This window comes from Bordetella genomosp. 12 (assembly GCF_002261355.1).
Lineage (GTDB): Bacteria > Pseudomonadota > Gammaproteobacteria > Burkholderiales > Burkholderiaceae_B > Bordetella.
Genome location: NZ_NEVU01000002.1, coordinates 1,135,437 through 1,160,317 on the forward strand (window position 1 = coordinate 1,135,437; position 24,881 = coordinate 1,160,317).

The window sequence follows — 24,881 nt, forward strand, 5'->3', positions numbered from 1 at the left end:
AGAGTCATTCCCCCATGTTGCAAGCGCCCTCCGGACAAAACGACCTTCCCCCGGGCACCACGCCCCAAATGGACACCGCGTCGGCAAGCGTGGCCGCCCCGCTGCGGCACCCCGCGTTCCGCACCATCTGGATCGCCAACCTATTCGCCAACCTCGGCATCTGGGCCCAGTCCGTGGCCGCCGCGTGGATCGTCACCACGCAGCAGAGCAGCCCCGTGATGGTCGCCATGATTCAGGTGGCCGCGGCCTTGCCGCTGGTGCTGCTGTCCATCCTCACCGGCGTGATCGCAGACAACTACGATCGCCGCAAGGTCATGCTGGCGGGCATGAGCATGGAGCTCGTCATCGGGGTGATCATCACCACGCTCGCCTTTCTCGGAGTGTTACATCCGGTCAGCCTGATCGTCGCCGTCTTTTTCATGTCGGTGGGCAGCGCCATTGTCACGCCCGCCTGGCAGGCCGCTGTCGGCGAACAAGTGCCCAAATCCGAAGTCAGCCGGGCCATCCTGCTCAATTCCGTCAACTTCAACGTGGCCCGGGCCCTGGGGCCGGCGCTGGGCGGGCTGCTATTGGGCATGTTCGGCGCGCCCTGGGTCTTCCTGTTCAACTGTGTTTGTTACGCCTCGCTGATCTGGGCCATATGGGTGTGGCGGCGGGATCTGCCCAAACGGTCCTTGCCGCCTGAGCGGATATTCGAGGGGATGGTGGCTGCCTGGCGGTTCACCGAGTATTCCAGCGTGACCAGGCTGGTCATGTTGCGCTCCTTCAGCTTTGGGATTTCGGCCAGCGCACTCTGGGCCCTGCTGCCCTTGCTCGCCCATGACCATGTCTCGGGCAGTGCGTCGCTATACGGTTATATGTTGGGCGCCTTGGGGCTGGGCGCCATCAGCGGCAGTTTCTGGATCAGCGGGGCGCAACGCCGCTTTGGCACCAGCCGGCTGATCAGTGCCGGTGCGCTCGTGATGGCCGCATGTCTACTACTTTTGGGCACGGTGGACAGCCTGGCGCTGCTCTTTCCCGCCTTGCTGGTCGCGGGCAGTTGCTGGATCGCCGTGCTGGCGACCTACAACACGTCCATCCAGGTGCTGGTGCCCGATTGGGTCAAGGCGCGCGCCTTGGCGCTCTATCAGATGTCGATGTTTGGCGGCCTGGCACTGGGGTCCTTTACCTGGGGCCATTTCGCCGAAACCCTCGGCGTCAAAGGCAGCCTGGCGGCCGCAGGCGTGACTTTGGCATTTACGGCGCTGTTGTTTTTCCGTTCCCATCTGCCGAGCCTGAACGACACGCAGGATCTGGCTGCCTGGCCTTCGGCCTCGCAATCCCCCGCCCGACAGGATTTCAATCCGCAGCGCGGCGCCATCATCATTCATGTCCATTACCACATAGAAGAAGACAAACAAGCTGGTTTTCTGAGCAGTTTGCGCCCCTTGCGGCGCATGCGCATGCGCAATGGCGCCGATCAATGGCAGGTGTTCCGCGATTTGGCCGACCTGTCATTGTGGACAGAAGTATTCGTCGTGGATAACTGGTTCCAGTATCTACGCATGATGGACAGGATGACGCTGGCCGACAAAATGGTACTGGAAGCCGTTCAGGCCTTTCACGACGGGCCACAGCCTCCACAGGTGAGCCAGGCGGTGAGTTATCTGGCCATACGCAGCCGTGCCGAAGTTAATGAGCCGCCACAACAGGACATACGAGCCGGCACTTGAAGAAACTCAATCCGTAATGAGATCGCGGCGCAGTTGTGATAATTTCGTACCTCAGGCATTATGAATAAATCGGTACCGCAACGGTACCCGGCGTTGTGGCAAACCCCGCGCCATCGCAAGAGACAGTAGACATCGGGAACCGCCGCGCATCGCGTAAATGGCGGTTTGCATAAATCGGCGTTTATGTGAGCCTTACCCTATGAAAGTCAATGCGCTTGTCTGCTTGCCCTCCGCATTCTGCGGGCTCACACCCATGCTGCGCGCCCGCTGTGCGCGGCTGACTCCCTGTACCAAGAATTAAACAGCGCCAGGCTCGAGCCTGGCGTTTGACGTCCGCCCCGGGCGGACATGATCCGGGATTCTCTTTTGCGGCAGCCGCCGAGCAGATCCCTAAACTTGTAGAGCGTGAGCCCTTTCGGAGAATCGAGCATGAGTCAATCCCCTGACCTCTTGACCCCCTACGATCAATTCAATTTTGAAGTCCCTGAAGATCATTTCCCCAAGACGGGGATGAGTTCGCGGGCCGCTCAGGCGATCGTGCTCAGCGATGAGTGGACCGATACCAACCCGATGTTAAACATGTCGTCGTTCGTGACCACCTATGCCGAGCCCGAGGCTCGCGCGGTGGCGCACCAGAACATGTTCAAGAACTACATCGACCACGACATGTATCCGCAGCTCTTCGCCATGGAAACCCGCATGGTCAAGTGGCTGCACGAACTCTGGAATGGCCCCAAAGGGGTCGAACCCTACGGCACGGCCACCGTCGGCTCTTCCGAGGCGTGCATGCTGGCGGGACTGGCGCACAAGTGGAACTGGCGTCAGCGCCGCCAGAAGGAAGGCAAGGACGCCAGCCGTCCGAACATGGTGACGGGCGGCAATGTGCAGATCGTGTGGAAGAAGTTTCTGCGCTATTTCGACGTCGAGCCGCGCATTGTGCCGCTCAAGCCCGGCCAATACACCCTGACGGCCGAAGAGCTCGACCAATACGTCGACGAGAACACCATCGCGGTGGTGGCCATCGCCGGCCAGACCTTCACCGGAGAGGATGACGACATCCAGGGCATCCACGATTGGCTCGACGCCTACGAAAAGAAGACGGGCGTCTCCATCCCGATGCACATCGACGGCGCCTCGGGCGGTTTCGTCAACCCCTTCCTTTATCCCGACTACAAGTGGGACTTCCGGCTGCCGCGCGTGCAATCCATCAACGCTTCGGGCCACAAGTATGGCCTGACGCCGCCGGGGCTGGGCTGGGTGATCTTCCGTGAACGCGAGATCTTCAACGAAGAACTGGTGTTCTACGTCAACTACCTGGGCGGCGAGATGCCGACGGCCACGTTGAATTTCAGCCGCAACTCCATGCAGGTCGCGGCGCAGTACTACCAGTTCCTGCGCCTGGGCTTCGAGGGCTACCGCCGCATCATGCAGCGCACCCTGGACAATGCCGTGGCGCTGCGTAAACGCCTGATCGACAGCGGCTACTTCACCATCATGAACGACACCCAGCGTATCCCGGTCGTGGCCGTGACCCTGGACAAGAAGGTGAAGAAGTTCAGTGAGTTCGACGTGTCGAACAAGGTGCGCGAAAAGGGCTGGGTGTTGTCTGCCTATCAGATGCCGGCCAATGCCGAGTCCGTCAACAGCCTGCGCGTCGTGGTGCGCCCGCATATCAACCACAACGTGTCGATGAAACTGGCCGACGACATCATCAATGCATGCAAGTGGCTCGACCAGCACGGCGGTACCGCCACGCCGCCGGAACTGCATGGCCATCCCGACGAGAAGACCACTCCGGCCAAGTGCTGATGCCGGTGTCGTTACTCGCGTAACCCACAACGCGCTCCCCGTTGATACGGGGGCGCGTTGTTGCAGTCTGGTGCTATCTGGAGCGCAACATGCACTCAGCAATGCAATTCCTTGCGGATAATCCGTATATTTTGCTCTTTTTGACCATCGGCCTGGCCGTATGGGTGGGCAAACTCAACATCAAGGGCTATGGCCTGGGCTCGGTCGCCGCGGCCATCGTCGTGGGCTGCCTGCTGGCCACCGCTGCGGCGAGTTACGGCGTGAAGTTCCATCTGGACGACTTCGCCAAGTCGCTGCTGTATTACCTGTTCATGTACGGCGTGGGTCTGCGTGTCGGACCGTCCTTTCTCAACGCCCTGAACAAAGAATCCATCAATTACGCCATCCTCGCCGTGATTGCCCCGGTGCTCGGGCTGGTGATCGTGGTCTACGGCGTGAATTTCTTCGACCTGCCCCAAGGTGCAGCAGGCGGCGTGTTGGCCGGCTCGCAGACCATGTCGGCGGCCATCGGCTCGGCCGAACAGGCCATCAGTTCGGGGGCCCTGCCTTTGCGCGACAACATGACCGCGCAACAGGTCGACGCCATGATTGCCCTGTCCTATGGGATTACCTATATCTGGGGCACGGTCGGCATCATTCTGCTGTGCAAATACCTTCCCCGAATCTGGGGCGTGGACGCCAAGAAGGCCGCGCATGAGTTCGAAAAGGATCATGGCGTGCCCAATGTGGACGACGCCGGCATCACCGCCTTCCACCCCTTCGACGTGCGGGCTTATCGGATCGTCAACGACGCGCCCATAGGCAAGAGCATCAAGGATTTCCGCAATCGCTGGCCCGAGTACCAGGTCATCAACGTCGAGCGCGACAACCAGTTGCTGGGGGCCGATGAGGCCATCGTCTTCCAGAAGAACGATGTCGTGGCGCTGGGCGGCAATCTGCAGTCCATGACCGACAACATGGGTATCCTGGGTCCGGAAGTCCCGGATGCCAAGGCCTTGAATGTGCCGTTGGATCAAGCCGAGATTCTGGTGATGAACAAGGACACCATGGGCATTCCGCTCAAGGACTTCCGCAGCCATCCCCTGGCCGGCCAGATTCAGCTGCAACGCATCGAGCGCGGCGGCGTGCCTATCCCCATGGGCCTGGAAACCAAGCTGCAAAAGCGCGACGTGCTTTTCGTCACGGGCTTGAAGGTCGCCGTGGACAAAGCGGGCGACATTTTTGGCGTGATCGCGCGCCACAGCTCGGCAACTGACCTGCTGACCCTGTCGGCCGGCATGATCCTAGGCTTTCTGATCGGGTTGATCGAGGTCCCGGCGTTCGGCGCCAAGGTGGGTCTGGGCAATGCCGGCGGCCTGCTGCTTTCGGGCATCATTGTTTCCTCCATCTCTTCGCGCTTGCGCTTTTTCGGTAATACGCCCAACGCCGCACGCAACATCCTGGAGGATCTCGGGCTTATCGGCTTTGTCGCCATCGTCGGCATCAACGCCGGCGCCGAGCTGCTCAGCCAGCTGACCGGCACGATCGCGCTGAAGATCTTCGCGGTGGGCTTCCTGGCGTCGACCATCCCGCCCATCATCATCTGGGCGATCGGGTTCCACATCATGAAGATCAATCCCGCGCTGCTCATGGGTGCCACCGCCGGGGCGCGCAGCCACTCGGGCCCGGCCCGCGAGGCGGCCAAAGAGGTGGGCTCCAGCGTGCCGTGGCTCAGCTTCCCGGTGGGTTACGCCGTGTCGGGTGTCTTGCTGACCGTATTCGGCTACTTCGCGATGATGATGGCCAAGTAAGGCAAAGCGCTGCCCGCAACGGCAGGGCATGAAGAAGGGGCGGACTTTGCGGTCCGCCCTTTTTTCTTGTCGCGTCGGGTCCGGGCCGGCCGCCGTGTTCAACGAATGCTGGCTTTGCGCGCAGGCCTGGGTACAATGCCGCGCTTTCCGCTTACAAGCCCCGCCATGCGCGCAGCCCCTTTCCCGCCATCGATATTTCTCTACACCGAAGAGCAACGCGGCAACCAGCTCGTCGAATCGGAAGTCGTCGGCATGCTTTCGGATATTTCCGGCGCGGAGAAATTCGTGGTGATCCGTGACCCGCACGCCGATCTGCAATATGTCTATCGTGTCGATCATGCCAGCAGCAATCTGGATGCGGTGGCCATGACCCAGGCCGATGCCGCGCATTTCGATGGCAAGCACAGCATCCAGATCAATGCCATGAGCTATCGTCTGGGCACCCCAGCGGCGGCGCTCGCCTTGCTGCGTGGCACGACGCATTGGATTCAGGACAAAGGAGCGCTGTTGTCCGTGCTTTTGCACAATGCGGCCAGCCGCGGCGCCGGCTTCAGCCCTCGGCGTATCCACCGCGAACGCGTGTACGCGGTGCCGCCCGGCGTGCCGATCGAACGCCTGTCCCGGCACGACCCTGGCGAGCAAGACGGCAGTCTCTGGCTCATGCCCGAGGGCGATGAGCGTTAAGACGCCCCAGACGTTACACTTCAGCCTTGTTTTGACCCGCCGGCCCGCAGCGCGCCGGCTATTCAGGGTACCCATGACGATCAAAGACCAGATTTTCCTCGCCAGCCAGTATCTCGCACCGCACCATCTCGTTTCGCGTGCCATGGGCGCGTTGGCCGACAGCCGCGCCCCTGAACTGAAAAACGCCATGATTTCGCGTTTCGTGCGGCGCTACCAGGTCAATATGAGCGAGGCCCTGGTCGAGGATCCACGCGCCTACGCCAGCTTCAACGATTTCTTCACTCGCGCGCTCAAGCCCGATGCCCGTCCGCTGGACGATGATCCGGCCAATATCGTGTCCCCGGCCGATGGCGCCATCAGCCAACTCGGGCCTATTCAGGCCGGCCGTATCTTCCAGGCCAAGGGCCACAGCTTTGGGTTGAGCGCTTTGCTGGGCGGCGATGACGCGCGCGCCGCGCCTTTCGAGGGCGGGGATTTCGCCACGATCTATCTTTCTCCGCGTGACTATCATCGCGTGCATATGCCCGTCACGGGCACCTTGCGTGAGATGGTTCACATCCCGGGCCGGCTGTTCTCCGTCAATCCGCTCACGGCCAGCCATGTGCCGGAGCTGTTTGCCCGCAACGAACGGGTCGCCTGCATCTTCGATACGGAACATGGCCCCATGGCCCTGGTCCTGGTTGGCGCGATGATCGTGGCCTCCATAGAGACCACCTGGGCTGGCCTGGTGACCCCGCACAAACGTCAGACACGCAGCGTGCGTTATGACAGCCCGGCGCGCGAACCCATCACGCTGGCGCGCGGCGCGGAGATGGGCCGTTTCAGGCTGGGCTCGACCGTCGTCGTATTGTTCGGACCGCGGCGCATCCGCTGGCTGGATACGCCCTCGGTGCGCGGCCCGATCCGCATGGGTGAGACCCTGGCGCTGCCCGCGCCGCCTAGCGCCGACGTGCTCGCGATCTGACTATCGTCGTTTCCAGAAAGCGAAAATTCCTTTATTGATTTATTCGCTTTCCGGGCACTGAAGGCACTGATAGATTGCCGGGTTTGGCGCAGATCGCGCCTGTCCGGAGTTCCCATGCCCCTGCCCCGCGCCCTGCCGTCCATCTTGTCGCTGGATGACTTCGAAGACGCGGCACGCCGCCGCTTGCCGCGCCCGATTTTCGGCTACATCGCGGGCGCGGCGGAAACCAATCTCTCGCGTGATGACAACCGGCAGGCGTTCTCGGAATTAGGCTTTGTGCCACGGGTGCTGCGCCAGGTGTCCGGCCGCGATCAGGGCGTCGACCTCTTCGGCACCCGTTACGCGACCCCCTTTGGCATCGCCCCCATGGGCATCAGTGCGCTGTCGGCCTATCGTGGCGACATCGTGCTGGCACGCGCGGCGCGGCAGGCTGGCATAGCCGCCATCATGAGCGCGACCTCCTTGATCCGTCTGGAGGAAGTCGCTGAAGCGGCGCCTGGCACCTGGTTTCAAGCCTATCTGCCTGGCGACATCGAGCGCATCGATGCCCTGGTCGATCGGGTCGCCGCTGCGGGCTTCAAGCAATTGGTGCTGACGGTAGACATCCCGGTATCCGCCAATCGCGAAAACAATATTCGCACCGGCTTTTCCACCCCGCTCAAACCCAGTTTGCGTCTTGCCTGGGACGGGCTGACGCATCCCCGCTGGACGGCAGGCGTGTTTCTGCGCACGCTGGCGCGCCACGGCATGCCGCACTTCGAGAACTCCTTCGCCACCCGCGGCGCGCCCATCATGTCGGCCAGCGTCCTGCGTGACTTCAGTGCGCGCGACCACCTGAACTGGGAACACGTCGCCCGCATACGGGCCCGTTGGCAGGGACAACTGATCATCAAGGGCATCATGCACCCGGCCGATGCGGCCTTGGCGCGCGAGCACGGCGCCGACGGCATCATCGTGTCCAACCATGGGGGCCGTCAGCTCGATGGCGCGGTCTCCCCCTTGCGCGTGCTGCCGGAAGTGGCACGCGCATCGGGCGGCATGGTGGTGATGATGGATAGCGGCATCCGGCGGGGTACCGACGTGCTCAAAGCCCTGGCGCTGGGCGCACACTTCGTTTTCGTCGGCCGGCCCTTTAACTATGCCGCCGCGGTAGGCGCAGACGCCGGGGTGGCCCACGCGATCGGCCTGTTGCGCGATGAGATCGATCGGGATATGGCCATGCTGGGGATCGTAACGCCGGCCGAGATGGGGCCCGGGCTATTGGCCGCGCGCGGCCAACCCGGCCAGGCGCTCATTCCCAGGGAAAACGGATGAGATCGCCGTAAAGCCGCTTAAGCGTGGCTTTGACCTCGGGCGACTGCTGGTAGATATCGATAAAGCGCAACAAACGCGGATCCTGCGCCTTTTGCGGCGTGGTCACCCACCGTATGGCGTAACGTTTGATGGTGTCCGGATCGGTGTTATCGAACGCCAGACCATCTTTCTCATCGATGCCCGCGTGTTTGGCAAACGTGGTGTAGGTCACCGAGGCGGTAACGTCATCAAACGTACGGGCCGATTGCGATCCCTCGACTTGCACCAGGCGAATATTGCGCGGATTGGCGACGATATCCTGCAAGGTAGCCCGGTGGCCGACGCCCGGCTTGAGCTTGAGCAGGCCGATCCGCTCCAGCAGCAGCAAGGCCCGGCCTGTGTTGACCGGATCGTTGGGAACCGCGATGGTGGCGCCCTGCGGAATCTCGTCGCCGCGCTTGAGCTTCTTCGAGAACAGGCCGATGGTGGTCGAATAACCGTAATCGATGGCTTGAAGCTGGCTGCCGCGGCTTTGATTGAAAAGCTGCAGAAACGGCTCATGCTGAAAGAAGTTGGCGTCGATGGAGCCATCCGCCACGGCGATGTTGGGCAGCACCCAATCACTGAACTCCACCAGCTTGACGTCCAGCCCCTGGGCGGCGGCCTGGCGGATGGCGATTTCCGTCGCTTCGTTGGCCACGCTGGCGATCACGCCGATACGCAAGGGTTGGCTGGAGGCGGCCAGGGCCGAGCCCGTCAGCGCCAGCAGACCCAAGCCGAATACCCATGCCCGCAAGCTGCCTTTCATGCTTTTTTTCATATTGGATTCTGCCCCAAGACCCGGCCATATCGGTGGCCAATGGCCGAATTGTGCCCCAAGCTCCGTAGCGCCTGCGCTTTATCCCTGGCATTTTTGAGGGAATGACACAGGCCCGCCACATCAAGCCGGCCGAGGACCCAGGCGCGGGTCATAGATGAACTTTTCGCAGCGCAAGACCCGCACTTTGGCGGCATCGGCGTGGCGAGGATTGATCAGGATATTGCCATCGGGCAGGCCCTGATGCGGCAAGATGGCGCTGGGCAGCGCGAGTAATGCGGATTTGCCTGCCCGCACCCAGTCGTCGCCAATGCGCTGCGACGCCTCGGCAAACGGCACCGCATCCCAGAACGGATGCTGACGGCGCAATTGAGCAACGGAGAGCACTTGCCGCGCGTCATAGACCGCTTGCGGCACCTGCAGCTCGACCAGATAGCGGTTGGCGTGCTCGCTGGCCTTGATGCCGAAATGCACCAAGGTCTCCAGAACGGCCAAGGCCACACTGCTGCTGGTGTAGAGCACTGCCGTACCGGCGCTGTTGTAGCGCCCGCCCACTGCGGCGGCCCCGGCTCCGCTCAGATCATCGGCGCGGTACTTCCCGACGGTGGCGGCTATCCGCCACAAGGATACCGTGTTCAAGCCAGGACTCCGGCCGCCGCGCGAGCCAGAGTGTCTTCGACCATGCGGCTGCCCGCGTCGGAGGTCAGCAGGGTCAAGGGGCGTTGATGGCCCAAGGCCGGCACCGGCGTATTCAGCCACTGCACGGCGTCCTCGACGCTACCGAGCAGTTGCCGCGCCAGACGCGTCACGCGGGCCACCCGCGCCAACCTGTCGGACTCTCCCATGGGCAAGGGCTGGCCCTCACGATGCCAACGCGACAGCGAGGCCGCCTTGACCTCGGTAATCGCCATGATCTCGGCTTTGCTGACCTGCAGAAAATCCGCCGCGTCATCTACCAGCGTGGTGGCCAGACCCCGGCCGACCTCGTGGGCCAGATGGGGCAGATCCGCGTCGATCAGGGCAAGAAAGGTCTTAGGCGCGGCCCGGCCCGCGCGGCGGCGGGCGGGATGCTCCGTGGTGCTGGCAAGCGCGATGGACATGGTCGTCTCCGGCTAAGGTCAATTCATTCCGATTGGAATTTATTTTATACCAAACGGAATGAATTGCGCATCGCGTCACGATTTGCCGCGCCAGGCATCGATCAGGCGGCGGTCACGTTTCGTGGGACGGCCATCGGCAATGTCCTGCGCCGGCTCGGGCGCCAGCCGGCGCATTTCGGCCGCACGCTCGCGAGCCTGTTGGCTCTCGGGCGTTTCCTCATACAACTGCCGTGCCACGGGCGCGGGCCCCCGCACGGCACTGATGCCGCGCACCCAGACTTCCATGGGCGGGTCCTCCTTGCGTACGCGGACCTTGTCACCCGGGGCCACCTCGCGCGCCGGTTTGGCCAATTGATCATTGACCAGCACGCGGCCGCGGCCGATCTCATCGGCGGCAAGGCTGCGCGTTTTGTAAAACCGCGCCGCCCACAGCCATTTGTCCAATCTCAGCTTCTCGGTCACACTGCTATCCTTACACGCGATAACCCTATGATAGCTGTACCGTCGCGGCCCGCCGCCACTGCAACACCCCGAGGATTCCATGCCTGACCGCCCCTTCGTCATTCTTGCCGCGCTCAATATGATCCTCGCCGTGGGCGCGGGTGCGTTCGGGGCGCATGGTCTCAAGCGGGTGCTCGAGCCGGATATGCTGGCCGTCTGGCAGACGGGGGTGCTGTATCAGCTGATTCATGCGCTCGGCCTGCTGGCCGTGGCCTGGCTTACCACCCGCTATAGCTCGGCCCTGCTGCCGACGGCGGGTTGGTTGATGTTCGCCGGCATCGTGCTGTTCAGTGGCAGTCTCTATCTGCTTGCCGGCACCGGCACCCGCATCCTGGGCGCCATCACGCCCATCGGCGGCGTGGCCTTTCTGCTTTCCTGGGCGCTGATCGCCTGGGCCGTGTTGCGCAGCCCGCAGTAACCATGGCCCGCGTAACGACCCACGCGCCCGATGCCGGCGCGGGCCCGCTAGCGGGCATTCTCTGTGTGGTGGCGGGGATTTTCTGCCTGACGCTCAGCGACGCCCAGGCCAAGTGGCTAAGCGCGTCCTATTCGCCCATCCAGATCCTCTTTCTGCGTGCCCTCATCGCCGCTCCCGTGGTGCTGGTGCTGGCCGCCAGCCTGGGCGGGCGTCGCAGCCTGCGCACCCGCCATCCGGGCATCCACCTCCTGCGTGGCGCCATCAATATCATCTCGGCGAGTTGTTTTTACCTGGGTTTGAGTTATCTGCCCCTGGCCGAAAACACCGCCATTGCATTTGCCGCGCCCCTGTTTGTGACCGCCCTATCGGTGTTCGTGCTCAAAGAGCGGGTCGACGGCCGCCGTTGGCTGGCCGTGGCCGCCGGATTTGCCGGTGTTCTGGTGATCGTGCGCCCCGGCTCGGCCAGTTTTCAGGTCGCGGCCCTCTTGCCGCTGGTGACCGCCCTGCTCTACGCGGTGATGATGATCACCGCGCGGGCGATCGGCCACGGAGAAGGCATGCTGACGACGATGTTCTATATCGTGGCCGGCCAGCTTGTCTGCAGCGCGGTGGCCATCCCGTGGTTCTGGCACACGCCCCACCTGGCGGACCTGCCCTTGTTTGCCGGCGTGGCGCTGTTCAGCACCCTGGGGCTGACGCTCATCACGCAGGGTTTTCGCATCGGACCGGCTTCCGTGGTGGCTCCTTTCGACTACACAGGCTTGCTGTGGGCCACCTTGCTGGGCTGGCTCATCTGGGGCGAAAAACCGGCATTTTCCGCCACCCTGGGTGCGGTATTCATCGCGGGCAGCGGCCTGTACATCGCCTGGCGGGAAACCGGCAAGCGCCGCCGCCGATGAGCGCTACTTTGGCGCAGCCGGTGTCACGCGCAGCAAGGCGCCCTCCCGGGCATCCGTGAGAACATAGACCGCGCCATCCGGCCCGACACGCACGTCACGGATGCGCGCGCCCAGGTCCTTGAGCAGACGCTCTTCGGCCACGATGTCGTCGCCGTCGAGCGTCAGGCGGATGAGCGACTCGTCAGCCAAAGCGCCAATGAAAAGCGAGTGTTTCCATTGCGGATAGGTGGGCGCGTCATAAAAGGCCATGCCTGAAATCGCTGGCGACTTCGCCCACCAATACCGCGCCGGCTCTCCCGAAGGCAGGTCCGCGCCTTTGGCCTCGGGAATCTTCAGACCAGAGTAATTGATGCCATGGGTGGCCAAGGGCCAACCATAGTTCGCACCGCGCTTGACGATGTTGATCTCATCGCCGCCGCGCGGGCCGTGTTCGTGCTCCCACAGCGCGCCGCTCCAGGGATTGACGGCCAGGCCCTGGGGATTCCGGTGGCCATACGACCAGATCTCGGGACGGGCCTGTTTCTGTGCCGTAAAAGGATTGTCCTGCGGCACCCCGCCATCCGGCCTCAGGCGCACGATCTTGCCTTGCAGCTTGTCCAGATCCTGAGCGGTGGGCCGTTGGTTGTTCTCGCCCAGCGCTATGAAAAGATGCCCCGTCTTGTCGAAGGCCAGACGCGAGCCGTAGTGGTTGCCGGTGGAGAGTTTGGGCAACTGGCGGAAAATCTCGCGAAAGCCGGTCAAGGCTGTGCCATCGGGCGAGAGTTGTGCGCGGCCGACCGCCGTGCCGCTCTTGCCTTCGCCCGATTGCGCATAGGCCAGATAGACCAGCCGGTCTTGCGCAAATCCGGGCGAGAGCGCGACATCCAGCAGGCCGCCCTGACCCTGGGCATAGACCTCGGGCACGCCGCTGATCGGCGGCGACAGCTTGCCGTCGCGCAACAGGCGCAAGGTGCCCGGCCGCTCGGTGATGAGCGCCGACCCATCGGGCAGGAAGGCCAAGGCCCAGGGATGCTGCAGGCCGCCGACGACCTCACTGACTTGCACGCTTGCGGTGGTGGGGGGCCGGCTGCTGGCGGCCTGAGACAGGCCGAGCGGCGCTAGCGCCGCCACCAGGGCCAGGCTGGGTAACGGATGACACGACATGGGACCTCCCCGCGACAGGTGTCGGATGTGTGTGAACACGTTGTCTCCGCCAGGCGTACCATATGCGCTGGACAAGATACGTCCTCTTTTCGGAGACCACGCTCAATGAAACTGTACTACATGCCTGGCGCCTGCTCGCTGGCGGACCACATCGTCCTCGAGTGGATCGGCAAGCCCTATGAGACCCATATGCTCAGCCGTGAAGCCCTGAAGGAACCGGCGTTCCTGAAGATCAATCCCCTGGGCGCGGTCCCCGCCCTGGTCGATGGCGACCTGGTGCTGACGCAGAACACCGCCATTCTCGAGTATCTGGCCGAAGCCGCACCGCAAGCCGGGCTCATGGGCGACGGCACGGCCGCCGGGCGCGCTGAAACGCGCCGCTGGTTGGGATTGATCAACTCCGATGTGCACAAGACGTTCTCCCTGGTCTTTGGCGCGCAACGCTATGTCGAAGACGAAGCCGCCCAGAATGCCCTGCGCGCCAGCGCCGCGCGGCAACTGCGCGCGCTGTTCGGCATCATTGATCAGCGCCTCGGTGGCCGCGCCTATCTGACCGGCGATCGCCCCGGCATCGCGGACGCCTACCTGTACGTCGTCCTGCGTTGGGCGCACGCCAAGGACATCGATCTGAGCGGCTACGAGGGCCTGGCTGCCTTCTTCAAGCGCATGGAAGCCGACCCCAAGGTTCAGGCTGCGCTCAAGGCCGAAGGCCTGGCCTGAGTCAGAGGGACAGGGGCGGGCCATCCGGCCCGCTCCGGCGACGACGGCGCGGCGGGTCTGCGCTGGGGGAGCGCTACATGAGCTATCAACTCTGGTATTGGAGCGATATCCCCGGACGCGGCGAGTTCGTCCGGCTGGCCCTGGAGGCAGGAAACATCCCTTACCGGGATTGTGCCCGCGAGCCGGATATCGGCAGCAAGGGGCTGATCGACGACATGCTGCGCCCGCGCCAGCATCCGCCTTTTGCTCCGCCCTATCTCGTGGCCGACGGCATGACGCTGGGGCAGACGGCCAATATCCTGTATTTCCTGGGCGAGCGCCACGGCCTGGCGCCCGACGATGTGGCTGGCAGGCTGTGGGTCAACCAGTTGCAGTTGACGATTGCCGATATCGTCGCCGAAGCGCACGATGTGCATCACCCGATCGCGACCAGCCTGTACTACGAAGACCAGCAAACTGAAGCCAAGCGGCGGGCCAGTTATTTCCGCCAGGAAAGAATCCCCAAGTATCTGGCCTATTTTGAGCGCGTGCTGCAAGACGGCGATGGCTGGCTGGCGGGCGGGGCCCGCTGGAGCTATGCAGATCTGTCCCTTTATCACCTGATCTTCGGCCTGCTCTATGCCTTCCCGCACCGGATGGCACGCATCGCGCGCGACTATCCGCGGGTCTTCGCCGTGCACGATCGCGTGGCCAACCTGCCAGCATTGCAGACTTATCTCACCAGCCCGCGGCGCCTGGCCATGGGCATGGATCTCTTTCGGCATTACGCCGAGCTGGATGACGGGCCCTCTGGCGACAGCCTAGGGTAAACCCTGGAAAAATAAGTCACGCCGCAGTATCATTAGGCAAACGTTTCTTAATCGGCTTTGCCCTTCTCCCTGGGAGACCCGGGCCGGCCGACCTGGCCCGGCTGCTCGGATGGCCGTCTCGAGGCGCGCGCGATGCCGCCCTGGTTTCACCGCTTTGTCATGAATCACACCGCTTCTTGTTACTTGGGCATCCTAGGGGGCATGGGCCCGCTTGCCGGTGCCGCCTTTGCCATGCGCCTGGCAGCGCTCACCCCGGCCAGCATCGATCAGCAACACATCCCCGCCCTGCTGCTGAATGACCCGCGCATCCCCGACCGCAGCACGGCCCGCCTGTACGGCGGCACCGACCCCTGGCCGGCGATGCTGCGCGGCATCCGCATGCTCAACGACGCGGGCGCACGGCTGATTGCCGTTCCCTGCAATACCGCGCATCTCTGGTACGAGCAGATGGCTCAGGCCTCCGATTGCGAGGTGCTGCACATCATCGAAGCCGTCGCGCAAGATCTGCAGCGTCAGGGCATCACCCGCGGGCGGATCGGCCTTATGGGCACGGCCGCCACGCTGGGCCTGGGCCTGTACCAGCAAACCCTCGAAAAACACGGCTACACCTGCATCGTTCCCACCGAAGAAGAGATCGACACGCTCTGCATGGGTTCGATCCGGGCCGTCAAAGGCAACCAGGTCGAAGCGTCCTTCGCGCCCGCGGCGGAGTGCATCGAACGACTGCGCATGCGCGGCGCCGATGCCGTCGTGCTGGGTTGCACCGAGTTGCCCCTGGCCGTGCCGCACGCGCTGCGCAAAAGCCTGGGTATCCCCTTGACGGATTCGATCGACGCCCTGGCCCTGGCGGCAATCGCCCATTACCAGCTGCATAGCCTCGAAAGCGAAGCCGTTCCTGCCTGAGGGCGGCCGGATTTGCTGGCGAACCTGCCCGGCGCGGGCGTCAGCGCCAGCTGACACCCGCCGCCCGCGCGGCGCTCAGCCACCCAGATAGGCTTTGCGCACCTCGTCATTGACCAGAAGGTTGGCGCCGGTGTCTTGCAGCACCACGCGGCCGTTCTCCAGCACATAGCCGCGATCGGCCACCTGCAAGGCCTTGTTGGCGTTCTGCTCCACCAGAAAAACCGTCACCCCTTCGTCGCGGATGGTGCGGATGATCTCGAAGATCTGCGCAATGATGAGCGGCGCCAGGCCCAGGGTCGGTTCGTCGAGCAGCAGCAGCCTCGGGCGGGTCATCAGCGCCCGGCCGATCGCCAGCATCTGCTGTTCGCCGCCCGACATGGTGCCCGCCCGCTGAGCGGCCCGCTCTTTCAGGCGCGGAAAGAGCTTGAATACATGCTCCAGCCCGGCCTCGATGTCGGCGCGCTTGGAGAAAAACCCGCCCATCTGCAGGTTCTCCGTCACGGTCAGGTCTTTGAAGACACGCCGCCCCTCGGGCGAAATGGCGATGCCATTGCGCATGATGAGGTGGGTGGGCTCTTGCGTGATGTCCTTGCCTTCGAAGGTGATGCGCCCTTCGCGTGCGCGCGGGTCGCCGCAGACCGTCATCAGCAGAGTCGTCTTGCCGGCGCCATTGGCACCGATCAGGGTAACGATCTCGCCTTGATTGACCTCTACCGACACGCCGTTCAACGCCTGGATGGCGCCGTAATAGGTGTGGATGTTTTCCAGCTTGAGCATTTATTCTTCCCCCAGATAGGCCTTGATGACGCGCGGATCATTGCGCACCTCGTCGGGGGTGCCCGTGGTGATGGGCTTGCCGTGTTCCATGACCAGAATGCGGTCGGAAATACCCATGATCAAGCTCATGTCGTGTTCGATCAGCAACACCGCCACGCCAAACTCGCGCCGTAACTGGTCGATCAAATGTTGCAGGTCGCGTTTTTCCTGGGGGTTGAGGCCGGCGGCCGGCTCGTCGAGCATGAGCAGCCGGGGCTTGGTGATCATGCAGCGCGCGATTTCCAGACGGCGCTGGTGGCCGTACGCCAGATTGCCGGCTTCACGATTGGCCAGATCACGCAAACCCATGAAATCCAGCCATTGTGCCGCGCGTGCCAAGGCCTCGGCCTCCGACTGCCGGTAGGATTTCAGCTTGAGCAAACCGGGGATAAGCCGCGACTCCACCTGGGTATGCTGAGCCACCAGCAAATTCTCCAGCACGGTGAGCTGCTTGAATAGCCGGACGTTCTGGAAGGTACGCACCAAGCCATGACGCGCGACCTTATGGCTGGGCAGGCCGGTAATGGGCTTGCCGTCCATCAGGATCTCGCCAGCGCTGGGCTTGTAAAAACCGCCTACGCAGTTAAAGACTGTGGTCTTGCCCGCCCCGTTAGGGCCGATGATGGCAAACACCTCGTCACGCTTGACCTCGAAGGCGACACTGTCGACGGCCAGCAAGCCGCCGAAACGCATCGTCAGGCCGGAGACTTTAAGCAAGGTTGCACTCATTTGCTCAGCTCCACGTGAGGACGCTTCATGGGCAGCAGACCCTGCGGACGCCACATCATCATCAATACCATTACCAGACCGAACATCAACATGCGGTATTCAGCGAACTCCCGCGCCAGCTCAGGCAGAACCGTCAGCAAGATGGCGGCCAGGATGACACCGAACTGAGAACCCATTCCGCCCAGCACCACGATGGCCAGAATCAGGGCCGACTCGATGAAGGTGAAGGACTCCGGATTGACCATGCCCTGGCGGGCAGCGAAGAATGCGCCGCCAAAACCGGCGAACATCGCGCCCAGCGTAAAGGCCGAGAGCTTGATGCGCGTGGGGTTCAGCCCCAGCGAGCGGCACGCGATCTCGTCTTCGCGCAAGGCCTCCCACGCGCGCCCGACCGGCATGCGGATCAAACGCGTCGACACAAAGAGCGTGACCAGGGCCAGCACCAGGGCCATCAGGTAGAGATAAATCACCATGTGCTGGTTCTGAAATGTCAGGCCGAAGAACTGGTGAAAGGTCTCGCTGCCCTCCTGGCTGGCGCGCCGGGTGAGTTCCATGCCCAGAAAAGTGGGTTTGGGGATACCGGAGATGCCGTCCGGGCCGCCCGTCAGGGCAGTCAGGTTGATCAGCAGCAGGCGGATGATCTCGCCAAAGCCCAGCGTCACGATAGCCAGATAATCGCCGCGCAAGCGCAGCACCGGAAAGCCCAGCACGAAGCCGAACAAGGCGGCCATCGCGCCCGAGAAGGGCAAGGCCTCCCAGAAACTCCAGCCACCCCAGTGGTACAGCAAGGCGTAGGTATAGGCGCCCACGGCGTAAAAGCCCACGAAACCCAGATCGAGCAGGCCAGCAAAGCCCACCACGATATTCAGGCCCAGACCGAGCATGACGTAGATCAGAACCAGCGTGGCGATATCCACGGAACTGCGTCCGGCGAAAAATGGCCAGATCACCGCCGCCAGCAGGATCAGCACGAACAGCCATTTCCGGCCGCCGGCCGTCGGCGCGGACGGCAAGGTGGGCAGCCCGGTTTTCAGGCGCCGAAAGGGTTTAGCCAGCCAAGGGCGCAGCAGTTGAAAAATAAAGACCACGGCAGCGGCCAGCGCCACCAGATCCCAACGGGACTCCAGACTGGTGCGGGCGCCTTGCCGGATGAGCTGCAAGCCAAAGACGGGAGTGACGATCACGGCCGTCAGCACGGCCGCCATGGTGGCGTTTTTGAGCGAATGATTAGCCATCAGACTTTCTCAACCTCAGGTTTACCGAGCAGTCCGGTGGGACGGAACAGCAGAATCAACACGAGCAGCGCGAAGGCAACGATGTCCTTGTACTGCGAGGAGATGTAGGCCGCGGCAAACGTTTCGGCAAGACCCAACAGCACGCCGCCCAGCATGGCGCCGGGGATGCTGCCAATACCGCCGAGCACGGCGGCCGTAAATGCCTTGATACCGGCCAGAAAGCCGATGAAAGGATTGAGCTTGCCGATGGTGATGGCGATGAGCACGCCTCCCACGGCCGCCAGGCCGGCGCCAAGCACGAAGGTGAAGGAAATCACCTTATTGGTATCGATGCCCAGCAGATTGGCCATGTGCATGTCTTGCGAGCAGGCACGCGATGCGCGCCCCATGCGCGAATACTTGATGAACAGCGTGAGCGCCACCATCAGCACGACCGTCACCAGAATGATCATGACGCGTGAATAAGGGACGGTCACTTCGAAGTCCGAGCCCATATGAAACTGCATGGCCCCGGTGACGAGGGAAGGCACGGCCATGTCGCGGGCGCCCTGCCCCAATGCCACCCAGTTCTGCAAGAAGATGGACATGCCGATCGCGGAAATGAGCGCCACCAGCCGGGGGCTGCCCCGCACGGGGCGATAAGCCACACGCTCGACGCTGAAGCCGTAAACGCAGGTCACCACGATGGACACGACCAGCATGGCCGCGATGACGAAGGGCAGCGGCATGCCGCTGCCGGTACCGATGGCGGTCAGTGTGACCAGGCCCACGTAGGCGCCGATCATATAGATCTCGCCGTGGGCGAAGTTGATCATGCCGATGATGCCGTAGACCATTGTGTAGCCAATGGCGATCAGGGCGTAGATCGCGCCCAGGGACAGTCCGTTGAAGAACTGCTGGGTCAGCTGGGGGATAAGATCATGCATATTGCGAATGCTCCAAATAGCTCCGGCTCCGGTAATGTCACCCGGAGCCGGAAACCTTGGCTCTGCGAGGGTGCTGGCGGTTGGCCAGTCCCGCGGAGTGTTTACAGCTGGGTCTTCTTACCGTTCTTGTCCCACTTGAAGACGGCGAACTCGAAGTCCTTCAAATCGCCCTTGGCGTCGTACTCGACCTTGCCGATGGCGGTATCGAAGGCCGTCTTGTGCAGATGGTCGGCCACCTTGGCGGGATCTTCGCCCACGGCATTGATGCTGTCGGCGATCAACTGCACGGCGGCATAAGCCGGCATCTGGAAGGCACCGTCCGGATCACGCTTGGCATCCTTGAAAGCCTTGACGATGCCTTCGTTGCCGGGCAACTTGGTGAAATCCGAGGGCAGCGTCACAAGCAGGCCCTCGATAGCCGGGCCGGCGATAGCGACCAGATCCTGGTTGGCCGTGCCTTCCGGACCCATGAACTGGACGTTCAGGCCCTGTTCACGAGATTGGCGCAGCAGCAGGCCAAGCTCGGGGTGATAGCCGCCAAAGTAGACGAAATCCACGCCGGCCGATTTCAGCTTGGTGATGATAGCGGAATAATCGCTATCGCCCACGTTGATGCCTTCGAACAGGGCAACGTTGACTTTTTCCTTTTCCAGCGTGGCCTTGACCTGGTTGGCCACGCCCGAACCGTAGGTCTGCTTGTCATGCAGGACGGCGACTTTCTTCGGCTTGAGGGTGTTGGCGATATAGCGCGCCGCGAACGGGCCCTGCTGGTCATCGCGGCCGATCGTGCGGAAGAAATAGTGCGGCTTGGTCGTGTCGGTCACCAGCGGCGAAGTCGCTCCCGGGGTGATGGCGACAATGCCTTCCTGCTCGTAGACGTTGACGGCGGGCACGGTCACGCCCGAGCAGGCATGGGCCACGGCAAACTTGGCGCCGGAATTGACCACGCGGTTGGCGGCGGGCACGGCCTGTTTGGGCTCGCAGCCGTCATCGATCAGGATGGGTTCGAGTTTCTTGCCTTTCACACCGCCTTTGGCGTTGATGGACTCGATGGCAGTCAGCGCGCCGGCCTGAATCTGGTCCCCGTATTGGGTATTGGGACCGGTCATGGGCTGGGGAATACCGATTTTGATGGTATCGGCAGCGTGCACGGCGCCGGCAAAGGCCAGAGCGCCAATCGCGACGGCTAGCGGGGTAAAGCGTTGCGACAACTTCATGCAAATTCTCCCGGCAAGAGTATTGGAGCGGACTTATTAGTGGGTAGGCGAAACATCGTTATTCCGCATGCCTTGCTTACACGGCGCCGCAAACTCACGGCAGCGTCAATGTCGCGGCTATTCTGGAAGCAAGGCCCCGGGGTGTCACTGCGTGGAATCCCCAATAGTCTTAGCGCCGCTCCAATGCGGGACAGATAACAGCAATATCCGTCGATTTAGCCGGCGTAAGCCCCATGTAAGCGCAAAACCCCGTGAGCAGGAAGGCGCCATTTGGCCGAGGTTGGCCGCATTTATTATTGTTTGAAGCCTGAAACGTGCGCCGCCCGCAAGGGGCGGCGCCGCCGTGGCTCAGCGGGCCTGTGGAACCGGGCGCGCCAGATTCCACATCAGCGCGCGGAACGGCGCCAACATGCTGATGTTGACCACGAGCTTGATCGCCAGATCGCCCAGCATCCAGGTCACCCAGGGCGTACCGGTGGCGGCGAAGGCGACGCTGAAGAAAATCGCCGTGTCGGCCACGGCCCCGATAACGCCGGAGATCAAGGGCGCGCGCCACCAGCGCTGGTCGCGCAAGCGGTCGAACACCTGGATATCGATCAATTGCGCGCAGATATAGGCCAGCCCGGAGGCCAGCGCAATGCGCGGCGAAGCGACCCATACCGAGACGGCCAGGGCTGCCGCAAAGCCGAACCAGGCCACGCGGCGGGCGGCAGCCGGGCCGAAACGGCGGTTCAGGACATCGGTCACCAGAAAGGCCACGGGGTAGGACAGCCCGCCCCAGGTCAGCCAATTATTGAGGGGCACCTGGACCAGGATGTTGGAGCCCACCACCACGGCCCCCATGCAGAACACGGCAATCAGGAATTGATAGCCGCGCATGGACTCGAAACGCCTCACTTGCCGAACTCCTCACCCAATTCTTGAGAGCGGCGCGCTGCCGCTTCGACAGCCTGGGCCACGATGCCGCGCAGGTCGGATTGTTCGAAAACCGCCAGCGCGGCGGCCGTGGTGCCACCCTTGGAGGTCACCCGCTCGCGCAGCACCGACGGCGGCTCCTCGGCCGCGCGGGCCAGTGACGTGGCGCCGGCGAACGTGCCCAGCGCGAGCTGCCGCGCTTGCTCCGGCGTCAGGCCCTGGGCCTGGCCGGCGGCGATCAGGGACTCGAGAAAGAGAAACACATAGGCGGGCCCGCTGCCGGACAAGGCCGTCACGGCATCCAGCGCGGCATCGTCGGCCACCCAGACGACCTCGCCCACCGCGCCCAACAAGGTCTGGGCAAGCTGCCGGTCGGCGGCGCTCACGCCGTCGAGCGCGGCCATGCCCGTCATGCCCTGGCCCACCAGCGCGGGCGTATTGGGCATGCAACGCACCAGGCGGCCCCAGGGCTGATCGGGCTGGCCGAGCCAGCCGGCCAGCGTGTCGGCCCGCAGGCCAGCAGCCACGCTGATGACCAGCGTGTCGGGTTCCAGCCAGGGCCGCACGGCCTGCACGACATCGCGCATGACTTGCGGCTTGACGGCGAAGATCCAGACGCGGCAACGCGACAAGGCGGCGTCCGGCGCGCTGGCGACGGTCATGCCGCGCGCCAGCCAGGCCGCATGCGTCTGGTCGTTGGTATCCAGCACGTGGATGTTGTGGGCGGGACACACTTTGTCGGCCAAGCCGACCGCCAGGGCGGAGGCCATATTGCCGCCGCCGATGAAGGCGATAGAGAGAGGGTTTTCCATGGCACGCCATTGTAAACCGGCCGGGCCGGATGCAGAATGCAGCAAGCAAGGTCCGGGCCGAGGACAGCAGCGCCATTTGACAGCCCAGGCAGGCGGTGTAAAAGTCACGCCTCTGTCACAAACAATTCATAAGGTGTAACGCCTCGCGCGCGCAACCCGCCGCGCAGTCGCTCAAACCGGAGGAACACTTCATGCAACCCCAACGTATCGCCCTGGCCGCGGCGCTGATCGCCGCCTTTGCAAGCGTCTCGGCCCACGCCGCCACGGAAATTCAATTCTGGCACTCCATGGAAGGCGCCCTGGGCGACCGCGTCAATGCGCTGGTTGAAGAGTTCAACAAGCAAAACCCTGACTATCAGGTCAAGGCCGTCTACAAGGGCAATTACGGCGAATCCATGAACGCCGGCATCGCTGCCTTCCGCGCCGGCAATGCCCCGGACGTCCTGCAGGTATTCGAAGTCGGCACCGCCACGATGATGCATGCCAAGGGCGCGATCAAGCCCGTGCAGCAAATGTCGGAGGAAGCCGGCGACCCGATCGACCCCAAGGCTTTCATCGGCGCGGTGGCCGGCTATTACTCCTCGCCCGAGGGCAAGCTGGTGTCCATGCCGTTCAACAGTTCGACGGTCGTCTTCTACTACAACAAGGATGCCTTCAAGAAGGCAGGCCTGGATCCCGAGAAGCCCCCCAAGACCTGGGAAGAAGTGGTTGCTGCCGGCCAGAAGCTCAAGGCCGCCGGCCAGGAGTGCGGCTACACCACCTCTTGGCCGTCGTGGGTACAGCTGGAGACGTTCTCGGCCTGGCATAACGTGCCCTACGCCACCAAGGACAATGGCTTTGGCGGCCTGGATGCCCGCCTGGCCGTCGACACGCCTTTGCATCAGCGCCATCTGGAAAACCTTGCCAAGCTCGGCAAGGACGGGATCTTCATGTATGGCGGCCGCGGCGATGAGCCCAATTCGCTGTTCATCAGCGGCAAGTGCGCGATGATCACGGGTTCGAGCGGCCTGCGCGCCAACATCATGAAGAATGCCAAGTTCGACTTTGGCACGTCGACCGTTCCCTATTACGCCGATGTGCAGGGCGCGCCGCAAAACACCATCATCGGCGGCGCCTCGCTGTGGGTCTTCGCCAACAAAAAGCCTGACGTCTACAAGGGCGTGACCAAGTTCTTCAAGTTCCTGGCCAGCCCCGAGGTCGCCGCGCGCTGGCACCAGCAGACCGGTTATGTGCCGGTCACGGTGGACGCCTACGAGCTGACCAAGAAACAGGGCTTCTATGACAAGAACCCTGGCACCGAAGTCGGCGTCAAGCAGCTCAACGTGCAGACCACCGCCCAATCGCGCGGCCTGCGCCTCGGTTATCTGCCGCAGATCCGCGAAATCGAGGATGCCGAGATCGAGCGCATCGTCTCGGGCAAGACCACGGCCAAAGAGGGTCTGCAGACCATCGTCAAGCGCGGCAATGACCTGCTCGAGAAGTTCGAAAAGAGCGTGAAGTAAAATGCCCCTGACGGCTCCCGGACGGGCGGTGTCTGCTCCGGGGCCGCAGCCCCGATGTACGCCCGGGTCTGGCGGCATCCCCGTATCCGCAGTTGTCCTGATCCAGCCCCGCCCGGCGTTTTTTCAGGACAGTCTGCGGCGTTTGCGTTTCAGCAGGCCGGACGGCGGCAGCCCTGATGCCGCCGTAGCTGGCCCGGATGGGGGCCCCGCCCTATTCTCCCGTCGGTGTTTTTGACGGTTTTTGTCCTTGCGGCTTTTGCCGCCATTCGTATCCAGTGCCATGGAAAAACGTGTCGTATTTGGCCACAAGACGCTGCCCTACCTGCTACTCGCGCCGCAGCTGATCATTACCGTGGTCTTTTTCTTCCTGCCCGCCGGGCAGGCGATGTGGCAGTCCATGCGTCTGGAAGATGCTTTTGGCCTGTCTTCCGAGTTTGTCGGCCTGGATAACTTTATCGAGCTGTTCTCGCAGCAGGCCTATCTGGAATCCTTCAAGGTCACCGCGGTTTTCTCCGTGCTCGTGGCCTTCGTCGGCCTGTCAGTATCGCTGCTGCTGGCCGTGATGGCCGACCGCGTGATTCGCGGCGCCGGCATGTACAAGACCCTGCTGATCTGGCCCTACGCCGTCGCGCCGGCGGTGGTCGGTGTGCTGTGGCTGTTCATGTTCTCGCCTTCGGTAGGCATTCTGGCCGTGGCCTTGCGCAGCCTGGGTGTGGACTGGAACCCGCGTCTCGACGGCACTCAGGCCATGATGCTGGTGCTCGTGGCCGCCGTGTGGAAGCAGATTTCGTACAACTTCCTGTTCTTCCTGGCCGGGCTGCAATCCATCCCCCGCTCGCTGATCGAGGCGGCCGCCATCGATGGCGCATCGCCCGCGCGCCGCTTCTGGAGCATCGTCTTTCCGCTCCTGTCGCCCACGACGTTCTTCCTGCTCGTAGTCAACGTCATCTACGCCTTTTTCGATACTTTCGCCGTCGTCGACACGACCACGCAGGGCGGCCCGGGCACCTCCACCGCCATCCTCGTCTACAAGGTCTACAGCGACGGGTTCCGTGGCCTGGATCTGGGCTCATCGGCTGCACAGTCCGTGGTGCTGATGTTCATCGTGGTCATGTTGACGGTCGTGCAGTTCCGCTACATCGACCGCAAAGTGCAGTACTGATTTCC

Annotated in this window: 25 protein-coding genes; 13 read left to right on the plus strand and 12 right to left on the minus strand. The window is 63.1% G+C overall.

Annotated elements, in window-relative coordinates; all coding sequences use genetic code 11:
* Window positions 1–14 precede the first annotated feature (14 nt).
* The 6 genes from CAL22_RS10770 to CAL22_RS10795 all read left to right on the plus strand — a co-directional run bounded on the left by CAL22_RS10770 (window position 15) and on the right by CAL22_RS10795 (window position 8,273).
* Window positions 15–1,712, plus strand: a complete 1,698-nt coding sequence (locus CAL22_RS10770; protein ID WP_094812973.1) for an MFS transporter — start codon at window positions 15–17, stop codon at window positions 1,710–1,712.
* A gap of 429 nt (window positions 1,713–2,141) precedes the next feature.
* Window positions 2,142–3,521 (plus strand): glutamate decarboxylase, encoded by a 1,380-nt coding sequence (locus CAL22_RS10775; protein ID WP_094812975.1) that lies wholly within the window; start codon window positions 2,142–2,144, stop codon window positions 3,519–3,521.
* Window positions 3,522–3,610: 89 nt separating this feature from the next.
* Window positions 3,611–5,311, plus strand: a complete 1,701-nt coding sequence (locus CAL22_RS10780) for an aspartate:alanine exchanger family transporter (protein WP_094812977.1) — start codon at window positions 3,611–3,613, stop codon at window positions 5,309–5,311.
* A 165-nt stretch (window positions 5,312–5,476) separates the two neighbouring features.
* Window positions 5,477–5,995, plus strand: a complete 519-nt coding sequence (locus tag CAL22_RS10785; RefSeq protein WP_094813607.1) for a hypothetical protein — start codon at window positions 5,477–5,479, stop codon at window positions 5,993–5,995.
* 73 nt (window positions 5,996–6,068) lie between these two features.
* Entirely contained in the window at window positions 6,069–6,959 is an 891-nt protein-coding gene (asd, locus tag CAL22_RS10790) for an archaetidylserine decarboxylase (protein ID WP_094812980.1), read from the plus strand.
* 114 nt (window positions 6,960–7,073) lie between these two features.
* Window positions 7,074–8,273, plus strand: coding sequence for an alpha-hydroxy acid oxidase (locus CAL22_RS10795; RefSeq protein WP_094812982.1), 1,200 nt, complete (start codon window positions 7,074–7,076; stop codon window positions 8,271–8,273).
* Here the strand turns inward: CAL22_RS10795 and CAL22_RS10800 are convergent.
* From CAL22_RS10800 to CAL22_RS10815, 4 genes are all read right to left on the minus strand, one after another.
* Window positions 8,251–9,060, minus strand: a complete 810-nt coding sequence (locus CAL22_RS10800; RefSeq protein ID WP_094812984.1) for a MetQ/NlpA family ABC transporter substrate-binding protein — start codon at window positions 9,058–9,060, stop codon at window positions 8,251–8,253. The two genes, CAL22_RS10795 and CAL22_RS10800, sit on opposite strands and share 23 nt — an antisense overlap.
* A 132-nt stretch (window positions 9,061–9,192) precedes the next feature.
* Window positions 9,193–9,708, minus strand: a complete 516-nt coding sequence (locus tag CAL22_RS10805) for an RES family NAD+ phosphorylase (protein ID WP_094812986.1) — start codon at window positions 9,706–9,708, stop codon at window positions 9,193–9,195.
* Window positions 9,705–10,169: a type II RES/Xre toxin-antitoxin system antitoxin gene (gene parS / locus CAL22_RS10810; RefSeq protein WP_094812988.1), complete on the minus strand. Its 465-nt coding sequence runs from the start codon at window positions 10,167–10,169 to the stop codon at window positions 9,705–9,707. Before parS ends, CAL22_RS10805 begins: the two co-directional genes overlap by 4 nt.
* Window positions 10,170–10,244: 75 nt before the next feature.
* The gene (locus CAL22_RS10815) at window positions 10,245–10,631 is read right to left on the minus strand and encodes an RNA-binding S4 domain-containing protein (protein WP_244193835.1); all 387 of its coding nucleotides are present in this window, start codon (window positions 10,629–10,631) and stop codon (window positions 10,245–10,247) included.
* Between the two features lie 79 nt (window positions 10,632–10,710).
* Between CAL22_RS10815 and CAL22_RS10820 the strand changes: the two genes are divergently transcribed.
* Together CAL22_RS10820 and CAL22_RS10825 are read left to right on the plus strand one after the other, a co-directional pair.
* Window positions 10,711–11,088, plus strand: coding sequence for a DUF423 domain-containing protein (locus CAL22_RS10820; RefSeq protein WP_094812992.1), 378 nt, complete (start codon window positions 10,711–10,713; stop codon window positions 11,086–11,088).
* A 2-nt stretch (window positions 11,089–11,090) separates the two neighbouring features.
* Window positions 11,091–11,987, plus strand: coding sequence for a DMT family transporter (locus tag CAL22_RS10825; RefSeq protein WP_094812994.1), 897 nt, complete (start codon window positions 11,091–11,093; stop codon window positions 11,985–11,987).
* Window positions 11,988–11,990: 3 nt separating this feature from the next.
* Here the strand turns inward: CAL22_RS10825 and CAL22_RS10830 are convergent, their stop codons facing one another.
* Window positions 11,991–13,130 (minus strand): PQQ-dependent sugar dehydrogenase, encoded by a 1,140-nt coding sequence (locus CAL22_RS10830; protein ID WP_094812996.1) that lies wholly within the window; start codon window positions 13,128–13,130, stop codon window positions 11,991–11,993.
* Window positions 13,131–13,235: 105 nt separating this feature from the next.
* Here CAL22_RS10830 and CAL22_RS10835 point away from each other — a divergent pair, with 105 nt between their 5' ends.
* The 3 genes from CAL22_RS10835 to CAL22_RS10845 all read left to right on the plus strand — a co-directional run bounded on the left by CAL22_RS10835 (window position 13,236) and on the right by CAL22_RS10845 (window position 15,562).
* On the plus strand, window positions 13,236–13,850 hold the full coding sequence (locus CAL22_RS10835) for a glutathione S-transferase family protein (RefSeq protein WP_094812998.1): 615 nt from the start codon (window positions 13,236–13,238) through the stop codon (window positions 13,848–13,850).
* 77 nt (window positions 13,851–13,927) lie between these two features.
* Window positions 13,928–14,659: a glutathione S-transferase gene (locus tag CAL22_RS10840; protein WP_094813000.1), complete on the plus strand. Its 732-nt coding sequence runs from the start codon at window positions 13,928–13,930 to the stop codon at window positions 14,657–14,659.
* Window positions 14,660–14,818: 159 nt separating this feature from the next.
* Window positions 14,819–15,562: an aspartate/glutamate racemase family protein gene (locus tag CAL22_RS10845; RefSeq protein WP_208621954.1), complete on the plus strand. Its 744-nt coding sequence runs from the start codon at window positions 14,819–14,821 to the stop codon at window positions 15,560–15,562.
* Window positions 15,563–15,637: 75 nt separating this feature from the next.
* Here CAL22_RS10845 and CAL22_RS10850 read toward each other — a convergent pair whose 3' ends face one another.
* The 7 genes from CAL22_RS10850 to proC all read right to left on the minus strand — a co-directional run bounded on the left by CAL22_RS10850 (window position 15,638) and on the right by proC (window position 22,212).
* The gene (locus CAL22_RS10850) at window positions 15,638–16,339 is read right to left on the minus strand and encodes an ABC transporter ATP-binding protein (RefSeq protein WP_094813004.1); all 702 of its coding nucleotides are present in this window, start codon (window positions 16,337–16,339) and stop codon (window positions 15,638–15,640) included.
* Window positions 16,340–17,107: a high-affinity branched-chain amino acid ABC transporter ATP-binding protein LivG gene (livG, locus tag CAL22_RS10855; protein ID WP_094813006.1), complete on the minus strand. Its 768-nt coding sequence runs from the start codon at window positions 17,105–17,107 to the stop codon at window positions 16,340–16,342.
* Entirely contained in the window at window positions 17,104–18,342 is a 1,239-nt protein-coding gene (locus tag CAL22_RS10860) for a high-affinity branched-chain amino acid ABC transporter permease LivM (RefSeq protein WP_094813008.1), read from the minus strand. Before CAL22_RS10860 ends, livG begins: the two co-directional genes overlap by 4 nt.
* Complete coding sequence (gene livH, locus CAL22_RS10865) at window positions 18,342–19,268, minus strand: high-affinity branched-chain amino acid ABC transporter permease LivH (protein WP_094813009.1); 927 nt, start codon at window positions 19,266–19,268, stop codon at window positions 18,342–18,344. Before livH ends, CAL22_RS10860 begins: the two co-directional genes overlap by 1 nt.
* 101 nt (window positions 19,269–19,369) lie before the next feature.
* Entirely contained in the window at window positions 19,370–20,485 is a 1,116-nt protein-coding gene (locus CAL22_RS10870; protein WP_094813011.1) for a branched-chain amino acid ABC transporter substrate-binding protein, read from the minus strand.
* Window positions 20,486–20,833: 348 nt separating this feature from the next.
* A complete protein-coding gene (locus CAL22_RS10875) occupies window positions 20,834–21,364 on the minus strand; it encodes a queuosine precursor transporter (RefSeq protein ID WP_094813012.1) in 531 nt (176 codons plus the stop codon).
* A gap of 14 nt (window positions 21,365–21,378) precedes the next feature.
* The gene (gene proC / locus CAL22_RS10880) at window positions 21,379–22,212 is read right to left on the minus strand and encodes a pyrroline-5-carboxylate reductase (RefSeq protein WP_094813014.1); all 834 of its coding nucleotides are present in this window, start codon (window positions 22,210–22,212) and stop codon (window positions 21,379–21,381) included.
* Window positions 22,213–22,403: 191 nt separating this feature from the next.
* On the opposite strand from proC, the gene ugpB reads away from it, so the two are divergent.
* Window positions 22,404–23,714 carry a sn-glycerol-3-phosphate ABC transporter substrate-binding protein UgpB gene (ugpB, locus tag CAL22_RS10885; RefSeq protein ID WP_094813016.1) on the plus strand — a complete coding sequence of 437 codons (1,311 nt, stop codon included), beginning with the start codon at window positions 22,404–22,406 and terminating at the stop codon, window positions 23,712–23,714.
* Between the two features lie 280 nt (window positions 23,715–23,994).
* Window positions 23,995–24,876, plus strand: a complete 882-nt coding sequence (ugpA, locus tag CAL22_RS10890; RefSeq protein WP_094813018.1) for a sn-glycerol-3-phosphate ABC transporter permease UgpA — start codon at window positions 23,995–23,997, stop codon at window positions 24,874–24,876.
* Window positions 24,877–24,881: the final 5 nt, after the last annotated feature.

Bases quoted from the DNA above. Each gene is read 5' to 3' on its own strand.
- CAL22_RS10770 (WP_094812973.1), top strand. From the start codon at position 15: ATGTTGCAAGCGCCCTCCGGACAAAACGACCTTCCCCCGGGCACCACG.
- CAL22_RS10775 (WP_094812975.1), top strand. From the start codon at position 2,142: ATGAGTCAATCCCCTGACCTCTTGACCCCCTACGATCAATTCAATTTT.
- CAL22_RS10780 (WP_094812977.1), top strand. From the start codon at position 3,611: ATGCACTCAGCAATGCAATTCCTTGCGGATAATCCGTATATTTTGCTC.
- CAL22_RS10785 (WP_094813607.1), top strand. From the start codon at position 5,477: ATGCGCGCAGCCCCTTTCCCGCCATCGATATTTCTCTACACCGAAGAG.
- asd (WP_094812980.1), top strand. From the start codon at position 6,069: ATGACGATCAAAGACCAGATTTTCCTCGCCAGCCAGTATCTCGCACCG.
- CAL22_RS10795 (WP_094812982.1), top strand. From the start codon at position 7,074: ATGCCCCTGCCCCGCGCCCTGCCGTCCATCTTGTCGCTGGATGACTTC.
- CAL22_RS10800 (WP_094812984.1), bottom strand. From the start codon at position 9,060: ATGAAAGGCAGCTTGCGGGCATGGGTATTCGGCTTGGGTCTGCTGGCG.
- parS (WP_094812988.1), bottom strand. From the start codon at position 10,169: ATGTCCATCGCGCTTGCCAGCACCACGGAGCATCCCGCCCGCCGCCGC.
- CAL22_RS10820 (WP_094812992.1), top strand. From the start codon at position 10,711: ATGCCTGACCGCCCCTTCGTCATTCTTGCCGCGCTCAATATGATCCTC.
- CAL22_RS10825 (WP_094812994.1), top strand. From the start codon at position 11,091: ATGGCCCGCGTAACGACCCACGCGCCCGATGCCGGCGCGGGCCCGCTA.
- CAL22_RS10830 (WP_094812996.1), bottom strand. From the start codon at position 13,130: ATGTCGTGTCATCCGTTACCCAGCCTGGCCCTGGTGGCGGCGCTAGCG.
- CAL22_RS10835 (WP_094812998.1), top strand. From the start codon at position 13,236: ATGAAACTGTACTACATGCCTGGCGCCTGCTCGCTGGCGGACCACATC.
- CAL22_RS10840 (WP_094813000.1), top strand. From the start codon at position 13,928: ATGAGCTATCAACTCTGGTATTGGAGCGATATCCCCGGACGCGGCGAG.
- CAL22_RS10845 (WP_208621954.1), top strand. From the start codon at position 14,819: ATGAATCACACCGCTTCTTGTTACTTGGGCATCCTAGGGGGCATGGGC.
- CAL22_RS10850 (WP_094813004.1), bottom strand. From the start codon at position 16,339: ATGCTCAAGCTGGAAAACATCCACACCTATTACGGCGCCATCCAGGCG.
- livG (WP_094813006.1), bottom strand. From the start codon at position 17,107: ATGAGTGCAACCTTGCTTAAAGTCTCCGGCCTGACGATGCGTTTCGGC.
- CAL22_RS10860 (WP_094813008.1), bottom strand. From the start codon at position 18,342: ATGGCTAATCATTCGCTCAAAAACGCCACCATGGCGGCCGTGCTGACG.
- livH (WP_094813009.1), bottom strand. From the start codon at position 19,268: ATGCATGATCTTATCCCCCAGCTGACCCAGCAGTTCTTCAACGGACTG.
- CAL22_RS10870 (WP_094813011.1), bottom strand. From the start codon at position 20,485: ATGAAGTTGTCGCAACGCTTTACCCCGCTAGCCGTCGCGATTGGCGCT.
- CAL22_RS10875 (WP_094813012.1), bottom strand. From the start codon at position 21,364: ATGCGCGGCTATCAATTCCTGATTGCCGTGTTCTGCATGGGGGCCGTG.
- proC (WP_094813014.1), bottom strand. From the start codon at position 22,212: ATGGAAAACCCTCTCTCTATCGCCTTCATCGGCGGCGGCAATATGGCC.
- ugpB (WP_094813016.1), top strand. From the start codon at position 22,404: ATGCAACCCCAACGTATCGCCCTGGCCGCGGCGCTGATCGCCGCCTTT.
- ugpA (WP_094813018.1), top strand. From the start codon at position 23,995: ATGGAAAAACGTGTCGTATTTGGCCACAAGACGCTGCCCTACCTGCTA.